This window comes from Caulobacter endophyticus (assembly GCF_003116815.1).
Lineage (GTDB): Bacteria > Pseudomonadota > Alphaproteobacteria > Caulobacterales > Caulobacteraceae > Caulobacter > Caulobacter endophyticus.
Genome location: NZ_QDKQ01000028.1, coordinates 1 through 16,666, shown reverse-complemented (window position 1 = coordinate 16,666; position 16,666 = coordinate 1). Strand labels below are relative to the sequence as shown.

Sequence of the window (16,666 nt, the reverse complement as noted above, 5' to 3'; positions counted from 1 at the left end):
TGGGCAAGGTGCTGATCCCCGCCTCGTGCCTCGTCTTCAGCCTGTGGCTGCTGGCCGAGCGGATGTTCTGAAAAGGAAAAAGCGCGCGAGGTTTCCCCCGCGCGCTCTTCTTGATCCCGAAGGACCGGTCCTTGCTTACAGCACGCCGTCGATGGCGCGCTTGACGCCCAGCGGGTTGGCTTCCTTCAGCGCCGCCGGCAGCAGCACGTCGGGCAGGTCTTGGTAGCAGACCGGACGCAGGAAACGCTCGACAGCGCGGGTGCCGACCGAGGTCGAGCGGCCGTCCGAAGTGGCCGGGAACGGGCCGCCGTGGACCATGGCCGGGGCCACTTCCACGCCGGTCGGCCAGCCATTGGCCAGGATGCGGCCGGCCTTGCGCTCGAGGATCGGCAGCAGGCCGCGCGCCTGCTCGGCGTCTTCGGCGTCGAGGTGCAGGGTGGCGGTCAGCTGGCCTTCCAGGCCTTCCAGCAGGCCGGCCAGGGTGGCGACGTCCGGGCAGCGGACGATCACCGACGACGAACCGAACACTTCGTGGCTGAGAGCCGGGTCGGCGGCGAAGGTTTCGGCCTCGACCACGAACAGGGCGCCTTGGCCCTGGTTGCAGCCTTCGCCGACCAGGCCGCGGGCGGCCACGGTGACGCCGGGGCGCGAGCCCAGCTTCTCGACGCCCTGCTCATAGGCGCCGAAGATGCCCGGGGTCAGCATGACCTGCGGATGGGCGCCGGCCAGGGCGGCCGAGGCCGAGGCCACGAACGTATCGAAGTCAGGACCGGCCAGGGCGAAGATCAGGCCTGGGTTGGTGCAGAACTGGCCCGAGCCCATGGTCAGCGAGCCGACGAAGGCCGCACCCAGCGCCTCGGCGCGGGCGGCCAGGGCGTGCGGGAACAGGATCACCGGGTTGACGCTGCTCATCTCGGCATAGACCGGGATCGGCTCGGGGCGCTCGTTGGCGATCTTCATCAGCGCCACGCCGCCGGCGCGCGAGCCGGTGAAGCCGACGGCCTTGATGCGGCTGTCGCGAACCAGGGCGCCGCCCAGTTCGTGGGTCTGGCCGGTCAGCAGCGAGAACACGCCGGCCGGCAGGCCCGCCTTCTCGACGGCCTTGCTGATGGCCGCGCCGACCAGGGCGGCGGTGCCGGGGTGGGCCGGGTGGCCCTTGAACACGACCGGGCAGCCGGCGGCCAGGGCCGCGGCGGTGTCGCCGCCGGCGGTCGAGAAGGCCAGCGGGAAGTTGCTGGCGCCGAACACGGCGACCGGACCCAGGCCGATGAAGCGCTGGCGCAGGTCGGCGCGCGGCAGCGGCTTGCGCTCCGGCTGGGCCGGGTCGATGCGCGCGCCCAGGAAGTCGCCCTGACGGACGGTCTTGGCGAACAGGCGCAGCTGGCCGGTGGTGCGGCCACGCTCGCCTTCGAGGCGCGGACGCGGCAGGCCGGTCTCGGCCATGGCGCGCACGATCAGGTCGTCGCCAATGGCCTCGATCTCGGCGGCGACGCCTTCGAGGAAGGCTGCGCGGGTTTCGAGGTCGGTCTCGCGATAGACGTCGAAGGCGGCGTTCGCAGCGGCCAGCGCCGCCTCGATCTGCTCCGCGGTCGGTTCGGGGAAGACCTCGCCGAAGTGCTCGCCGGTGGCGGGGTTCAGGCTGCGGAGTTCAGTCATGGGCGGGCGCTCGCGTTTGGCGGACGGGAATGGCCTCGCATATAGGCCGTTCCGCGTCCGGTTGTCAGTCCAATGTTAGCGCAACCAATGCTTATTTGGCATGGCTGCGGGCTATTCGACGAAGGCCGGCGCCGTAACCCGTTCGCCCAGCAGGAAAGCGTCGGCCACGTGGCGCAGCGGGCTGACGTCGACGTCCGAGCCGCCGGCCGCGATCAGGCGGGCGAAGGCGTCGTACAGGCCCGGATATTCCTCGTCCGGCCCCTCGTGCGCCAACTGGCCGTCGACCCACAGGCGCGAGCCGCCGTGCGACAGCTTCAGCTCGCCGCCGTCGGTGTCGATGATGATGTCCCAGCTCTGCTCGCCGGTCTGCAGGAAGTCGAAGTCGGCCCTGACCGGCGCGCCGGTCACGGTGCGGAACGTCAGTTGCGCCTCGACCGGCGACTGGCAGTTCTCCGGCACGTGCAGCGTCGCTTTCTCCAGGAAGAAGGCCGGCAGCACGACGGTGGCGATCGACAGGGCGTTGATGCCGGGATCGAAGACGCCCAGGCCGCCGGCCTGCCAGATCCAGGTCTGGCCCGGATGCCAGACGCGCACGTCTTCCTTCCAGTTGATCTGCACCGACTGGATGGTCTTGCCCGACAGCCAGGTCTGGGCCGGGGCCACGGCGGTGGCGTAGCGCGAGTGCCAGGTGGTCTGCAGGGTCACGCCCTTGGCCACGGCGGCGGCCTTCAGGTCCTCGACCTCGCTCAGCGTCGCGCCGGGGGGCTTTTCCAGCATCACGTGCTTGCCGGCGTCGATGGCCTGGCGAGCGATGGTGTGGCGCACCTGCGGCGGGGTGCAGAGGGCCACCGCATCGAACGCAACGTCTGAGGCCAGCAGGTCGGAAAGGTCCGTGAAGTGCGGGACGCCGTCGACGCCGGCGCTGCGGCTGGCCACGGCCGCCAGCTCGAACCGGGCGTCCTTCTCGATGGCCGGCAGGTGCTGGTCGCGGGCGATCTTGCCCAGGCCGACGATGGCGATGCGGATGGTCATCTGGACGGACACCTGACGATGGTTCGGGTCGCGCCGCGCGACCTCTGTAAGATTAGTCAGACAAATAACGCCCTCCCCGCGCCTGTCAAACAGGTCCGCGAAAACGAGCGGAGAACGCCGTGTGCAAAGGAGCGCGTCGCCGTCGGCATGGCAAGATCGAGCTTAGGCGCTCGACCTCGGCGCGCATTGGTCCTACATATTCAGCGTTGGGCGAACGATGTCGTGGATGGCGCGACAAAGCGTCCAAGGCTAGAATGTGAGCGCTATCATCGGCGTTCGAGCGCGCTTTCAGGTCTTGCGAGCGGCTCGCAAGACCTTGAAGCCATGCAACGTTTCCCCGCCATGGCGGTCGTTGACGCTCCGCCCTCGCCGGTATAGTCAGACAAATAGTATAAACCTCGCCCAGCGAGGCGATCCGGTTGGATCGATCGAGGAAAAACAGGACCGACATGACCACCAAGTCCGCGCCCGGCGCCCTTCGTTCGCGGGCCTGGTTCGACAATCCCGACAACGTCGACATGACCGCGCTCTATCTCGAGCGCTACCTGAACTACGGCCTGACCCTGGAAGAACTGCAGTCGGGCAAGCCGATCATCGGCATCGCCCAGACCGGTTCGGACCTGTCGCCCTGCAACCGCCACCACCTGGTGCTGGCCGAACGCGTGCGTGAAGGCATCCGCACCGCCGGCGGCATCGCCATCGAATTCCCGGTCCACCCGATCCAGGAAACCGGCAAGCGCCCGACCGCGGGCCTGGACCGCAACCTGTCGTACCTGGGCCTGGTCGAGACCCTGTACGGCTATCCGATCGACGGCGTCGTGCTGACCATCGGCTGCGACAAGACCACTCCGGCCTGCCTGATGGCCGCCGCCACCGTGAACATCCCGGCCATCGCCCTGTCGGTCGGCCCGATGCTGAACGGCTGGTACAAGGGCGAGCGCACCGGCTCGGGCACCATCGTCTGGAAGGCCCGCGAGATGCTTGCCGCCGGCGAGATCGACAACGCCGGCTTCATCAAGCTGGTGGCCTCTTCGGCCCCGTCGACCGGCTTCTGCAACACCATGGGCACGGCCACGACGATGAACTCGCTGACCGAGGCCCTGGGCATGTCGCTCACCGGCTCGGCGGCCATCCCCGCCCCGTACCGCGACCGTCAGGAAAACGCCTACCTGACCGGCCTGCGCATCGTCGACATGGTCAAGGAAGACCTCAAGCCGTCGGATATCCTGACCCGCGAGGCGTTCCTCAACGCCATCGTGGTCAACTCGGCCATCGGCGGCTCGACCAACGCCCCGATCCACCTGAACGCCCTGGCCCGCCACATCGGCGTCGAACTGACCGTCGACGACTGGCAGGAAAAGGGCGAGGACGTGCCGCTGCTGGTCAACCTGCAGCCGGCCGGCAAGTACCTGGGCGAGGACTACTACCACGCCGGGGGCGTGCCCGCCGTCACCGCCCAGCTGATCAAGCAGGGCCTGATCCACGAAGACGCCATGACCGTCTCGGGCCAGACGATGGGCGACGCCTGCCGCGATGCGACCATCGAGGACGCCGACGTCATCCGCACGTTCGACAACCCGCTGGTCGAGCGCGCCGGCTTCGTGGTCATGCGCGGCAACCTGTTCAACTCGGCGATCATGAAGACCAGCGTGATCTCGGGCGAGTTCCGCGACCGCTACCTGTCGAATCCCGAAGACCCGGACGCCTTCGTCGGCGACGCCGTGGTGTTCGATGGTCCGGAAGACTACCACCACCGCATCGACGACCCGTCGGTCGGCATCACCGAGAACTCGATCATGTTCATGCGGGGCGCCGGTCCCGTCGGCTATCCCGGCTCGGCCGAGGTGGTGAACATGCGGGCCCCCGACTACCTCATCAAGCGCGGGATCAAGCAGCTGCCCTGCATCGGCGACGGCCGCCAGTCGGGCACCTCGGGCTCGCCCTCGATCCTCAACGCCTCGCCGGAAGCCGCCGTCGGCGGCGGCCTGGCGCTGCTGAAGACCGGCGACCGCGTCCGCTTCGACCTGCGCAAGTCGCGCGTCGACGTGCTGATCAGCCCCGAGGAAGTGGCCGAGCGCCGCAAGGCCCTCGAGGCCGCCGGCGGCTACAAGTACCCGGAAAGCCAGACCCCGTGGCAGGAGATCCAGCGCGCCATCGTCGGCCAGATGGAGACCGGCGCGGTGCTGGAGCCGGCCGTGAAGTACCAGCGCATCGCCCAGACCAAGGGCCTGCCGCGCGACAGCCACTAAAGGCTGCGCCAGCGCCGAAGACGAAGAAGCCGCCCGGGGCGACCCGGGCGGCTTTCTTGTGCGCCGGACTATGCCGCTGCCCGCCGCGCCATCCGCTCGGCCGCCAGCATCGCCGCGAGCATGGCCACGGCCAGGACCGCGATGACGAGCCCAAGCGCCTCCCAGCCGAAGCGGCCGACGACAAGGCCGCCCAGCGGCGGGCCGATCAGCGCGCCGCCGGCCCCGAACTGGGTCAGGAGCCCGTTGGCGGCGGCGATGCGGGGACCGTCCGAGCCCCCGGCCAGGGCCGGCAGGCGGGCGAAGACCAGCGGCGAGGCGACGCCGCTGAGCAGCACGACCAGGAAGGCGACGATCGCGACCAGCACGGCCTTGGCCGACAGGAAGACGAAAGGAGCGACCACCGCCGTGGCCAGCAGGGCCGGGACCACCACCAGCGTCATGCGTCGCCGGTCCAGAGGTGCGGCGTGCAGCAGGCGGATGGCGATAGCCGAGCCCGGAAGGGCCGCCAGCGAGACAAGGCCCGTGGCGATGCTGGCGCCGGCGACGCCCGCCCCGGCCTTCTCGATCAGGAAGCTGGGCATCAGCATGGTCAGGGCGCAGATGAAGACGGTGTAGAGCCCGAAGCCGAAGGTCAGCACCCAGGCGGCCGGCGGCGGCAGGGCGATGCGGGCGCCGTCCGACACACCCTCGGGCTGGCGGAGGGCCACCAGCAGGCCCAGCGCACACAGCACCGCCCACAGCAGCATCGCGCCCCGCGGACCGCTCAGCGCCAGGGCTAGGCCGGTCACGCCGCTGCCCACCGCCACGCCCACGGCCACGAAGGTGCTCCAGAGCGCGAGCGCGGGACCGCGCGCCTTGTCCGAGGCGATGGCGGCGATCATGGTCGGGGCGGCGATGACCACCAGCAGGTAGGCCACCCCCTCCAGCGCCCGGGCCGCGAACAATACCGCGACATTGGGCGCGAAGGCTTCGGCCAGGCTGGCGCCCAGCAGGCCGACAAGGCCGATGGCCATGAACCTCCGGCCGCCGAACCGGCCCAGCGCCAGGCCCGCGGCGACGCCCAGGGTCGCCCCGCCGATCTCCAGCAGCGACACCAGAAGGCCCGCCTGGGCCAGCGACAGGCCCAGCTCCTGGCGCAGCACCGGAACCAGCACCGCGATCTTGGGAAGCTGGGCGGCGGCCAGCACGCCGATGAGCCAGAGGGCGACGATGTTTGTCCAGGAGCGCAGCATGGCGCCGCCCCTAGACCGATGCGCCCCCGCGCGACACGAAAAACTTATGCGTGGCGCCCCTCGCCCGCGCGAAGACCTTCAGTCGATGGTGGTGGTCAGCCGTCCCACCCGGCCGTCGGCGAGCGGGATGGTCTCCCATTCGGTCAGGCCCGGCGCGACGGGAACCTCGAGGCTGTCGTTGGCCCCGGTCGTAAAGCGCAACCGCTGGTAGGGGCGCTCGAACCAGCCCGCGTCGGCCAGCTCGCCCTGGGCCCGGGCGATCTCGGGACTGGCGAAGCGCCACAGCGAAACGCCCAGATAGTCGGCCGCATCGATGCGCCACGAAGCCAGCCGCGCCGGCGACACCGCCAGCAACTGGTGGGTGGCGTCGCAGACCAGATGCACGGCCTGGGAAGAGGTCTCGACCAGCCGCTTGATGGCCACGTCCCCGCCCTCGCCGGCCCGCGCGGCGATCAGGGCCGCAATCCGTTCGCGGTGGGCCTCGTCGGGCTCGTGCTCGCCGCTTTCCCAGCGCGACACCGTGCCCTGCGACACGGCCAGCAGCTCCGCCAGATGCCCCTGCTTGACGGCGTTCAGCCGCCGGAAGCGCCGCAGGGCGCGGCCGATGGGCAGGTCGTGGATCATGGCTCCAGTCTAGCGACGATCGGCCCGAATGGGGAGGCGCCCCTAGAGCGGCAGCTGGACCGTACTCTTGACCTCTTCCAGCACGGCGTAGGTGCGGGTCTCGCGCACGCCCGGCATCTTCACCAGGATATCGCCGAGGAAGCTGCGATAGGCGTCCATGTCGCGAACGCGGGCCTTGATCAGGTAGTCGAAGCCGCCGGCCACCATGTGGCACTCCAGCACCTCGGGGGCGCGGCGGATGGCGGCGGCGAAGTCCTCGAACACCTCGCCGGTCGTGCGGTCCAGCACCACCTCGACGAAGATCAGAAGGGCGCGGTCGACCTTGGCCGGGTCGAGCAGGGCCGCGTAGCCGGTGATGAAACCGCGCTCGCGCAGGCGACGCACCCGGTCGAAGGTGGCCGCGGGCGACAGGTTGCAGCGCTTGGCCAGCTCGGCGTTGGTGATCCGGCCATCGGCCTGCAGCACGCGCAGCAGCCGGCGATCGGTGTCATCTAGAGCGGACATGGATTTTCATCACTTTCAGCGAAGATTGTTCAGATAATAGCGATAACAAACAAAGCACCTTCGGACCGAAGAGGCCTACACCCTCAATCGTCCTAGCGAAGCTTCCCCAACGCCGTATCCCCCAGTCGGCGCGCTTCGCAAAGGACCTCCCGCTCGGCGGGAAAGTCGCCACGCATCCCCCAGCGTCGGCGACGAGCGGAAGGGACGCGCGAGTCCCCCCGAGACGCGTCCCTTCCAGTGCTCCCCTTCCCTCAGCCCCTAAGACCCTCGTAGTCTGGTGTTCGACGACCCGTGTCGCGCACGCCGCGACGCCCTGTCGCGAAGGTTTCGGCGCGTCTGGAGCAGACGACGTTTTTCGACGTTTACGCCGAACAGGATACGGAAGCCAGAGCCAACAAACGAAGCACCTTCGATCATAGCCGGGCTACAGCGACGATAAATCATTAGCGAGGCGCCTCATGGCCGATTGGGACTCCCTAGACGACGGCAAGTATCGTGACGAGAAGGCGGTCATCGCCGACCTGCTGGCCGCAAAGCCCCTGTCCAGCGAGGATCGCGCCGCGGTCCGCGCCGAAGCCGAGGCCCTGGTCCGTGGTGCGCGTCGCAGCGTGCGCAAGCAGGGCGTGGTCGAAAGCTTCCTGCAGGAATTCAGCCTGGGCACTCGCGAGGGCCTGGCCCTGATGTGCCTGGCCGAGGCCCTGCTGCGCACCCCCGACGACGACACCCGCGACAAGCTGATCGCCGAAAAGATCGGCTCGGCCGACTGGGCCTCGCACCTGGGCGGCTCCGACAGCCTGTTCGTCAACGCCTCGACCTGGGGCCTGATGCTGACCGGCAAGATCGTCGAGCCCGATGACGAAGCGCGGCGGGACTTGCCGGCGTTCATCAAGAAGCTGGCGGGACGCGTCGGCGAGCCGGTGATCCGCGCCGCCGTCGGCCAGGCCATCCGCATCATGGGCGAGCAGTTCGTCCTGGGCCGCACCATCGAAGCGGCCATCAAGCGTGCGGCGAACGAAGACACCATGTGCTCGTTCGACATGCTGGGCGAAGGCGCCCGCACGGCCGCCGACGCGGCCCGCTACGAGAAGTCCTATGCCGACGCCATCGAGACGGTCGGCAAGCTGTCGAACAAGGCCGGCCCCGAGGCGGGCCACGGCGTGTCGGTGAAGCTGTCGGCCCTGTGCCCGCGCTACGAGGCCACGCAAGAGGACCGCGTCTGGGAGGAGCTCTATCCCCGCACCCTGCGCCTGGCCCTGATCGCCGCCAAACACGACATCAACTTCACCATCGACGCCGAAGAGGCCGACCGCCTGGCCCTGTCGCTCAAGCTGCTCGACAAGCTGTGCCGCGAGCCGGCCCTGGGCGAGTGGAAGGGCCTGGGCCTGGCCGTGCAGGCCTACCAGAAGCGCTGCGGCGAGGTGATCGCCCGCCTGGAGGCCCTGTCGAAAGAGACCGGCCGCCGCCTGATGGTGCGCCTGGTGAAGGGCGCCTACTGGGACAGCGAGATCAAGCGCGCCCAGGTCGCCGGCCGCCCGGACTATCCGGTCTATACGACCAAGCCCGCCACCGACCTGTCGTACTTGGTCAACGCCAAGGCCCTGATCGGGGCTGCGCCGCACCTCTACGCCCAGTTCGCCACCCACAACGCCCACACCCTGGCGGCCGTGGTGCGCATGGCCAAGAACGCCGGCGTCAAGATCGAGCACCAGCGCCTGCACGGCATGGGCGAGGCGCTGTATAAGGCCGCCGACGATCTCTATGACGGCGTTGTCCTGCGCGCCTACGCTCCCGTCGGCGGTCACGAGGACCTGCTGCCCTATCTGGTGCGCCGCCTGCTGGAGAACGGCGCCAACACCAGCTTCGTCCACGCCCTGCTCGACGAGCGGGTGCCGGTCGAGAAGGTGGTCGTCGACCCGATCGACGTGGTCGAGGCCCACCCCGACCGCCACGCCAAGATCCCCACCCCGATCGACGTCTATGGCGAGGGCCGCCGCAACAGCGCGGGCCTTGATCTGTCGACCCGCGCCGATCGCTTCCGCCTGTCGGCGGCGGTGACGGTGCTGGACGCCGCTCCGCTGCAGTCGGGTCCGCTGGTCGGCGGCAAGATGGAAGCCGGCGGCCCGCCGCTGCCGGTGGTCTCGCCGGTCGACGCCGGCCGCGTGGTCGGCGCGGTGTCGGAAGCCCAGCTGCCGCAGATCGACAAGGCCTTCAAGCTGGCCCGCGCCGCGCAAGGCGCCTGGGACCAGGCCGGCGGTCCGGCCCGCGCCAAGGTGCTGCGCGCCATGGGCGACGCCCTGGAAGCCAATATCGAGCGCCTGATCGCCATCCTGTCGCGCGAAGCCGGCAAGACGCTGGCCGACGGCATCGCCGAGGTGCGCGAGGCGGTCGACTTCTGCCGCTACTACGCGGTGCTGGCCGAAAAGCAGTTCGGCGAGCCGGAGGTGCTGAAGGGCCCGGTCGGCGAGACCAACACCCTTGGCCTGGCCGGTCGCGGGGTCTTCGTCTGCATCAGCCCGTGGAATTTCCCGCTGGCCATCTTCACCGGCCAGATCGCCGCGGCCCTGGCGGCCGGCAACGCCGTGATCGCCAAGCCGGCCGAGCAGACGCCGATCATCGCCTATGAGGCCGTGAAGCTCTATCACGCCGCGGGCCTGGACCCCCGCCTGCTGGCCCTGCTGCCGGGCCGGGGCGAAACTGTCGGCGCGGCCCTGACCGCCCACGAGGGCCTGGACGGCGTCGCCTTCACCGGCGGCACCGACACCGCCTGGCGGATCAACCAGACCCTCGCGCAACGCCAGGGTCCGATCGTGCCGTTCATCGCCGAGACCGGCGGCCTCAACGGCATGTTCGTCGACACCACCGCCCAGCGCGAGCAGGTGATCGACGACGTCATCGTCTCGGCTTTCGGTTCGGCCGGCCAGCGGTGCTCGGCCCTACGCCTGCTGTTCCTGCCCACCGACACCGCAGACCACATCATCGAGGGCCTGAAGGGCGCCATGGACGCCCTGGTCGTCGCCGACCCGGCCAACGCCTCGACCGACGTCGGCCCGGTGATCGACGCCGACGCCAGGGACGCGCTCGAAAAGCACCTGGCCCGCCTCAAGCACGAGGCCAAGGTGCTGCACGCCCTGGAGACCCCGGCCGGCGGCACGTTCTTCGGTCCGGTGCTGGCCGAGATCCCGGCCGCCGACTTCCTCGAGCGCGAGGTGTTCGGCCCGATCTTGCACGTGGTTCGCTACAAGCCCGAAGACCTGGAGCAGGTCGCCGGCGCCCTGGCGGCCCGTCGCTACGGCCTGACCCTGGGCGTGCACTCGCGCATCCAGGCCTTCGCCGACGACGTGGTGCGCCTGGTTCCGGCCGGCAACGCCTACGTCAACCGCACCATGACCGGCGCGGTGGTGGGCGTGCAGCCGTTCGGCGGCGAGGGCCTGTCGGGCACCGGCCCCAAGGCCGGCGGCCCCCACGCCCTGCTGCGCTTCGCCGTAGAGCGCGCCCTCAGCGTCAACATCACCGCCCAGGGCGGCGACCCGACGCTGCTGAACCTCTGACCTGACGTCTTGACGTCGTCGGCCATGGGCGAGACCCTTCGCCCATGGCCGACGGCTTCGACATTCACATCGACGAAGAACAAGCCGCCCGGCTCCAGGCGGTGGCGGACATGCTCGGCCTATCGGCCGCCGACTACGCGATATCGCTGATCGAGGCCGGCCTGGAAGACTTGCCGCCCAAGACGATCGATCCCGACCCCGCTATCGACCGCGCCATCCTCGCCAAGGCCAAGGCTTCCGGCGGTACAATCCCATGGTCCCAGGTGCGCGATCGCCTACGCGCCCGTCACCGCTGAGCGGCCTTGAGAGCGCGCCTCGTCGATCTGACGCCGGAGGCCGAACTCGACCTCTATCGGCTGTATGACTGGCTGTTCGAACGAAGCCCCAAGGCGGCGACGCGCCTGGTCGATACCTTCGAGCGCGTCTTCGAGAACCTTGCTACGGCGTCGGACAGGGGGCGAGACCTCGGCGAGGGCCTTCGGGAGCTGATCGTGCCGTTCGGCGAGCGCTCGTACGTCGTGCGCTACGAAACTACCGCAAGCCAAGTGCTCGTCGCCCGAGTCTGGCACGGGCTGGAGCAACGCTGAGCTCGCCGATTAACTTCATCAAATTTATTTAATCGCTGGACCGCGCCCGCCCGGCTCCGCTAACGTCCCCGCAAATCAAAAGTGGGGAGACACCGGGAATGCTTTCGCGACGCGCGATCCTGGCCGCCGGCGCGGCCGGCCTGACGGCGGGCTCGGCCGCCCTGCCGACGCTGGCGGCGGGCCGCCCCGGCTTCGTCAAGGTCGAGAACGGCCGCCTCAGCCTGGACGGCAAGCCCTATCGCTTCGTCGGCGCCAACCTGTGGTACGGCGCGTGGCTGGGGGCTCCCGCCGCGTTCGGCGACCATGCGCGCCTCGCCCGCGAGCTCGACAAGCTGAAGTCGCTGGGCGTGACCAACCTGCGGGTCCTGGGCGCGGGCGAGCGCTCGCCGGCCAAGGTGGCCATGGACCCCACCTTCCGCGGCCCGGGCGAGGACTACGACCAGACCCTGCTGACGGGCCTGGACGTGCTGCTGGCCGAGATGGCCAAGCGCGGCATGAAGGCGGTGATCTACGTCAACAACTTCTGGGACTGGTCGGGCGGCATGCCGGCCTATCTGAACTGGACCGGCAACGGGACCTGGTTCCAGCAGGGCGACCCCGCCCGCCCCTGGCCGCAGTTCGCCGACTACTCGGCCCGCTTCTACGCCGACGAGAAGGCCAACGCCCTTTTCCGCCACTATGTGAAGACCCTGGTCGGTCGCACCAGCACCGTCACCGGCAAGCCCTATCGCGACGATCCCACGATCATGGCCTGGCAGCTGGCCAACGAGCCGCGCCCCGCCGGCAGCGAGGAATTCGGCAAGGTCAACCGCCCCGCCTACGACGCCTGGATCGACGGCACGGCCCGCTTCATCAAGTCGATCGACGCCAACCACCTGGTGTCCAGCGGCAGCGAGGGCGACATGGGCTGCCTGGGCAGCGAGGCCTGCGTGGTCGAGAGCCACAAGACGCCCGCCATCGACTACCTGACCCTGCACGTCTGGCCCAACAACTGGAGCTGGATCTCGATGACCGACCAGCCCTCGACCTACGAGGCCGGCGCGGCCCGCTCACGTGACTACATCCGCCGCCACATCGCCCTGGCCAGGTCGATGGGCAAGCCGCTGACCATCGAGGAGTTCGGCCTGATCCGCGACGGCCGCGCCTTCGCGCCCGGCTCGCCGACCACCTTCCGCGACCGCTTCTACAGGATGGTGTTCGACGAGGTGGAGGCCGACATGAAGGCCGGCGGCCCGACGGCCGGCGTCAACTTCTGGGCCTGGAACGGCGAGGGCCGCGCCCAGCACGCCGACGCCTGGTTCAAGAAGGGCGACCGTTCCTATGTCGGCGATCCCCCGCAGGAGGAACAGGGCCTGTTCGGGATCTTCGACGCCGACGCCTCGACCCTGGCGATCATCCGCGACCACGCCAAGGCGGTGAAGGCGATCTAGCGACGCCTTCACCTCGCCGCGAGCGCCCGCCGCAGCCACCCCAGAACGCCACCCCCGCCCTTTCGGTGGTCCCGCGCCACGCTGGCCTCGAAGTCGTGGCCGGCGCCGATGGCGCGGCGCAGGGCCTCGCGATGGGCCTCCAGCATGCGGTCGTAGGCCTTGAGGGTCTCGGCGGCGTCCGTGGTGCGGGCCATGTCGAGGTCGAGGCCGCTCAGGAACGCCTCGGGCAGGTTGCGGATATCGAAATCGCGGCCGCCGCCCTCGGCCTCGTGACCCGGCTCCAGGGCGTACCACCAGGTCAGCGCCCGGGCGCCTTTCCAGCTGTGATAGAGCTTCACGCCGCCGTGGCTGAGCATGAGCTTGCGCCTGTTCACCATGAGTCCTCCTGGAGGACGATCTGGCGCTGCGGTTTGCGACAGCCGCAACCACGCAAGGCAAAACCGCCGTCTCGGGACCGGGACGGCGGCTTGGATGATCAGGCTCGGCGGATCAGGGCTGCGAGGCGCCCGTATCGCCCTCGTCGGTGAGGTTGAACTCGTACCAGACGCCGTTGAGGACGCCGAAGGCGAGGGCCAGGCCAAGGCCGAGAACCCAGGTGAAGTACCACATGATCTAGGCTCCTCTTTCTCTCAGTACAGGGCCGGGTCGGACTTCAGGGCGGCGCTGCTCGTGCGGCCCCAGAGCACGCGGTAGACGAAGGCCGTGTAGGCCAGCACCACCGGCATCAGCACCACCACCACGACCAGCATGATGAACAGGGTCGTGTGGCTGGACGAGGCGTTCCACACCAGGAAGCTGGAATGGGCGTCGACCGTGCTGGGCAGGATGAACGGGAACATCGACAGGCCGCTGGTGGCGATGACGCCCGCCGCCGAGGCCGAGGAGCCGCCGAAGGCCAGGCCCTCCTGCCGCTTCCACAGGCCGAAGGTCGCGAACGCCGCGCCGACGAAGCCCAGGACCGGGGCGATGGTCATCCACGGATAGCGGCCGAAGTTGTCGAACCAGGCGCCGGGCGCGGCCACGACGGTCGCTCGCAGCGGGTTGGACGGACCGGCCGGATCGACCACGCCCTCGACCCGGAAGCCCAGGCGCATGGCCAGAAGGCCGCCCAGGGCGAACAGCACGATGCTGGCGACGCCGGCGATCAGGCCGAACTTGCGGGCGCGATCGACGATCGGGCCCTTCTCGGCCTTCACCGCCAGCCAGGCCGAACCGTGCAGCACCAGCATCGCGGTCGACAGCAGGCCGCAGACCAGGGTGAAGGGCGTGAACAGCTCGAAGAACGAGCCGTGGTAGGTGCTGCGCAGGTCGCTATCCAGGCGCACCGGCACGCCCTGCAGGACGTTGCCGACGGCGACGCCGAACACCAGCGCCGGCACGAAGCTGCCGACGAACAGCGACCAGTCCCAGAACGAGCGCCACTTGGCGTCCGGCCGCTTGGACCGGTACTTGAAGGCGACGGGCCTCATGATCATCGCCGACAACACCAGGAACATGGCGAGGTAGAAGCCGGAGAAGCTGGCGCCGTAGACCATCGGCCAGGCGGCGAAGATCGCCGCGCCGCCGGTGATGAACCACACCTGGTTGCCTTCCCAGGTGGCGCCGATGGTGTTGATCACCGTGCGCCGCTCGTCGTCGTTACGGCCAATGAAGGGCAAGAGGGCGCCGACGCCCATGTCGAACCCGTCGGTCAGGGCGAAGCCGATCAGCAGCACGCCCAGGAGGCCCCACCAGATCAGGCGGAGAGTCGGGTAGTCGAGGGGGAGTTCCATGATCTGGTCTCCTTCAGGCGACGGCTTCGGCGACAGGCGCGCCGGAGGCTGCTGGGCCAGTGTCGGTGGGGAAAGCGTCCTGTTCGGCGAACGGACCCTTCTTGATGGTCTTCAGGATCAGCCCGACCTCGACCACCGCCAGGGCGCCGTAGAGCAGGGTGAAACCGACGATGCTGGCGATCAGTTGGGCGACGCTCAGGCTGGACGGGGCCAGGAAGGTGGGCAGAACCCCTTCGACGGCCCAGGGCTGACGCCCGACCTCGGCCAGCACCCAGCCCAGTTCGGTGGCGATCCAGGGCAGCGGGATGGCCAGCACCGCCAGGCGCAGAAACCATCTGGTGTGATGCTTGCGCAGGGTGACCAGCACGAAGGCGGTGGCGAAGAGGGCGATCATCAGGAGGCCCGTGCCGGCCATGATGCGGAAGGCCCAGAACATCACCGGCACGTTGGGCACGGTGTCCCAGGCGGTCTTGGCGATCAGCTCCTTGGAGGCCGTGCGCGGGTCCTCCACGTGTCGCTTGAGCAGCAGGGCGTAGCCCAGGTCGCGGCGGTTCAGCTCGAACACGCTGCGCGCGGTCAGGTCCTGCGGATTGGCCTTCAGCTTTTCCAGCGCATCGTAGGCGACGACGCCGCGCTCGATACGGTCCTCGGCCGAGGCCACCAGCTCGAAGATGCCCTCGACCGGCCTGTCGACGCTGCGGGTGGCGATCAGGCCCAGCACATAGGGGATCTTCACCTCGGCGTGGGTCTTGCGATCGGCAAGGCTCGGGATGCCGATGGCGGTCAGGCCGGCCGGGGCGGGCTCGGTCTCCCACATGGCTTCCAGGGCGGCCAGCTTCATCTTCTGGTTGTCGGTGAGGGCGTAACCGCTCTCGTCGCCCAGGACGACGACCGACAGGGCCGAAGCCAGGCCGAAGGCGGCGGCAACGGTCATCGAGCGCCTGGCCACGCCCACCCACTTGCCCTTGAGCAGGTAGTAGGCCGAGACGCCGAGCACGAAGACGGCGGCGATGGTGTAGCCGGCGCTGACGGTGTGGACGAACTTGGCCTGGGCGACCGGGTTGAAGATCACCGCCTTGAAGTCGGTCACCTCCATCCGCATCGTGTCGGGGTTGAAGGCCGCGCCCACCGGGTTCTGCATCCAGCCGTTGGCGATCAGGATCCAGAGGGCCGACAGGTTCGTGCCCAGGGCGACGAGGAAAGTGACCAGCAGGTGGGTCACCGGCTTCAGCTTGTCCCAGCCGAAGAACATCAGGCCCACGAAGGTGGCTTCGAGGAAGAAGGCCATCAGGCCCTCGATGGCCAGGGGGGCGCCGAAGATGTCGCCCACATAGTGCGAGTAGTACGACCAGTTCATGCCGAACTGGAATTCCATGGTGAGACCGGTGGCCACGCCCAGGACGAAGTTGATGCCGAACAGCGCGCCCCAGAACTTGGTGACGGTGCGCCAGATCGGGCGCTTGGTCATGACGTAGACCGCCTCCATGATGAACAACATGAAGGACAGCCCCAGCGTCAGGGGCACGAAGAGGAAGTGATACAGGGCCGTGAGGGCGAACTGCAGGCGAGATAAATCGACGACGGCGGGATCCATGCGTAGCTCCGGGGTCGAACGGCGATCGGTCGCGCCGGACGAGCATCTCGCCTTAGGCGTGTTTCCGAAAGAGGTCTTTGATCCCGATCAAGGCCTTGCCCGCATGGAGCGCTAGACCCTGCTCATGACCGCTCGCACCCCCGTCGAGACCGATATCCTCACGCTCGCGCGCCCGTGGCTGCGAAGCTTGTATAAAATGACCTCCGCGTTCGGCCGCGCCGCTGCCGCCTGGCGGCTGGCCGACGTGGTCGGGGCGGCGGGCTTCGCCGCAGGCCTGGCCTTCGGCGTCGACGCCCTGACCCGGAGCCTGGCCGAGGCCCTGCCCTTCCTGGCGCTGGCCCTGGTCTCGGCCCTGGCGCGCGGCTTCCTGGCGGCCAAGGCGACCCACGCGGGCGCGCAGGCGGCCGCCCGGGCCAAGGCCCACGCCCGGCGCGAGGC

General features: G+C 69.2%; 14 protein-coding genes and 1 pseudogene. 6 read left to right on the top strand and 9 right to left on the bottom strand.

Annotated elements, in window-relative coordinates:
• Positions 1-135 precede the first annotated feature (135 nt).
• Together DDF67_RS06090 and DDF67_RS06085 are read right to left on the bottom strand one after the other, a co-directional pair.
• Positions 136-1,656: an aldehyde dehydrogenase (NADP(+)) gene (locus DDF67_RS06090; protein WP_109100032.1), complete on the bottom strand. Its 1,521-nt coding sequence runs from the start codon at positions 1,654-1,656 to the stop codon at positions 136-138.
• A gap of 111 nt (positions 1,657-1,767) precedes the next feature.
• Positions 1,768-2,688 carry a Gfo/Idh/MocA family protein gene (locus tag DDF67_RS06085; protein WP_109100031.1) on the bottom strand — a complete coding sequence of 307 codons (921 nt, stop codon included), beginning with the start codon at positions 2,686-2,688 and terminating at the stop codon, positions 1,768-1,770.
• Between the two features lie 449 nt (positions 2,689-3,137).
• Here DDF67_RS06085 and DDF67_RS06080 point away from each other — a divergent pair, with 449 nt between their 5' ends.
• The gene (locus tag DDF67_RS06080; RefSeq protein WP_109100030.1) at positions 3,138-4,937 is read left to right on the top strand and encodes an IlvD/Edd family dehydratase; all 1,800 of its coding nucleotides are present in this window, start codon (positions 3,138-3,140) and stop codon (positions 4,935-4,937) included.
• A 68-nt stretch (positions 4,938-5,005) separates the two neighbouring features.
• Here DDF67_RS06080 and DDF67_RS06075 read toward each other — a convergent pair whose 3' ends face one another.
• The 3 genes from DDF67_RS06075 to DDF67_RS06065 all read right to left on the bottom strand — a co-directional run bounded on the left by DDF67_RS06075 (position 5,006) and on the right by DDF67_RS06065 (position 7,297).
• The gene (locus DDF67_RS06075; RefSeq protein WP_109100029.1) at positions 5,006-6,169 is read right to left on the bottom strand and encodes an MFS transporter; all 1,164 of its coding nucleotides are present in this window, start codon (positions 6,167-6,169) and stop codon (positions 5,006-5,008) included.
• Between the two features lie 78 nt (positions 6,170-6,247).
• Positions 6,248-6,793 carry a helix-turn-helix transcriptional regulator gene (locus DDF67_RS06070; RefSeq protein WP_109100028.1) on the bottom strand — a complete coding sequence of 182 codons (546 nt, stop codon included), beginning with the start codon at positions 6,791-6,793 and terminating at the stop codon, positions 6,248-6,250.
• 42 nt (positions 6,794-6,835) lie between these two features.
• Positions 6,836-7,297, bottom strand: coding sequence for an Lrp/AsnC ligand binding domain-containing protein (locus tag DDF67_RS06065; RefSeq protein WP_058348359.1), 462 nt, complete (start codon positions 7,295-7,297; stop codon positions 6,836-6,838).
• Between the two features lie 458 nt (positions 7,298-7,755).
• On the opposite strand from DDF67_RS06065, the gene putA reads away from it, so the two are divergent.
• The 4 genes from putA (at position 7,756) to DDF67_RS06045 (ending at position 12,862) form a co-directional block, all read left to right on the top strand.
• Complete coding sequence (putA, locus tag DDF67_RS06060) at positions 7,756-10,845, top strand: bifunctional proline dehydrogenase/L-glutamate gamma-semialdehyde dehydrogenase PutA (RefSeq protein ID WP_109100027.1); 3,090 nt, start codon at positions 7,756-7,758, stop codon at positions 10,843-10,845.
• A gap of 44 nt (positions 10,846-10,889) precedes the next feature.
• Entirely contained in the window at positions 10,890-11,141 is a 252-nt protein-coding gene (locus DDF67_RS06055) for an antitoxin (RefSeq protein WP_109100026.1), read from the top strand.
• A gap of 6 nt (positions 11,142-11,147) precedes the next feature.
• Complete coding sequence (locus tag DDF67_RS06050; protein WP_109100025.1) at positions 11,148-11,432, top strand: type II toxin-antitoxin system RelE/ParE family toxin; 285 nt, start codon at positions 11,148-11,150, stop codon at positions 11,430-11,432.
• Between the two features lie 98 nt (positions 11,433-11,530).
• A complete protein-coding gene (locus DDF67_RS06045) occupies positions 11,531-12,862 on the top strand; it encodes a glycoside hydrolase 5 family protein (protein ID WP_109100024.1) in 1,332 nt (443 codons plus the stop codon).
• A gap of 8 nt (positions 12,863-12,870) precedes the next feature.
• Here DDF67_RS06045 and DDF67_RS06040 read toward each other — a convergent pair whose 3' ends face one another.
• The 4 genes from DDF67_RS06040 to DDF67_RS06025 form a co-directional block, all read right to left on the bottom strand.
• The gene (locus tag DDF67_RS06040; RefSeq protein WP_109100023.1) at positions 12,871-13,239 is read right to left on the bottom strand and encodes a hypothetical protein; all 369 of its coding nucleotides are present in this window, start codon (positions 13,237-13,239) and stop codon (positions 12,871-12,873) included.
• Between the two features lie 112 nt (positions 13,240-13,351).
• Entirely contained in the window at positions 13,352-13,471 is a 120-nt protein-coding gene (cydX, locus tag DDF67_RS06035) for a cytochrome bd-I oxidase subunit CydX (protein WP_109100022.1), read from the bottom strand.
• 20 nt (positions 13,472-13,491) lie between these two features.
• Complete coding sequence (gene cydB / locus DDF67_RS06030) at positions 13,492-14,634, bottom strand: cytochrome d ubiquinol oxidase subunit II (RefSeq protein ID WP_109100021.1); 1,143 nt, start codon at positions 14,632-14,634, stop codon at positions 13,492-13,494.
• Positions 14,635-14,647: 13 nt separating this feature from the next.
• Positions 14,648-16,228: a cytochrome ubiquinol oxidase subunit I gene (locus tag DDF67_RS06025; RefSeq protein ID WP_109100020.1), complete on the bottom strand. Its 1,581-nt coding sequence runs from the start codon at positions 16,226-16,228 to the stop codon at positions 14,648-14,650.
• Between the two features lie 196 nt (positions 16,229-16,424).
• On the opposite strand from DDF67_RS06025, the pseudogene DDF67_RS06020 reads away from it, so the two are divergent.
• A pseudogene (locus DDF67_RS06020) lies at positions 16,425-16,666 on the top strand (thiol reductant ABC exporter subunit CydD); the annotation flags it as partial.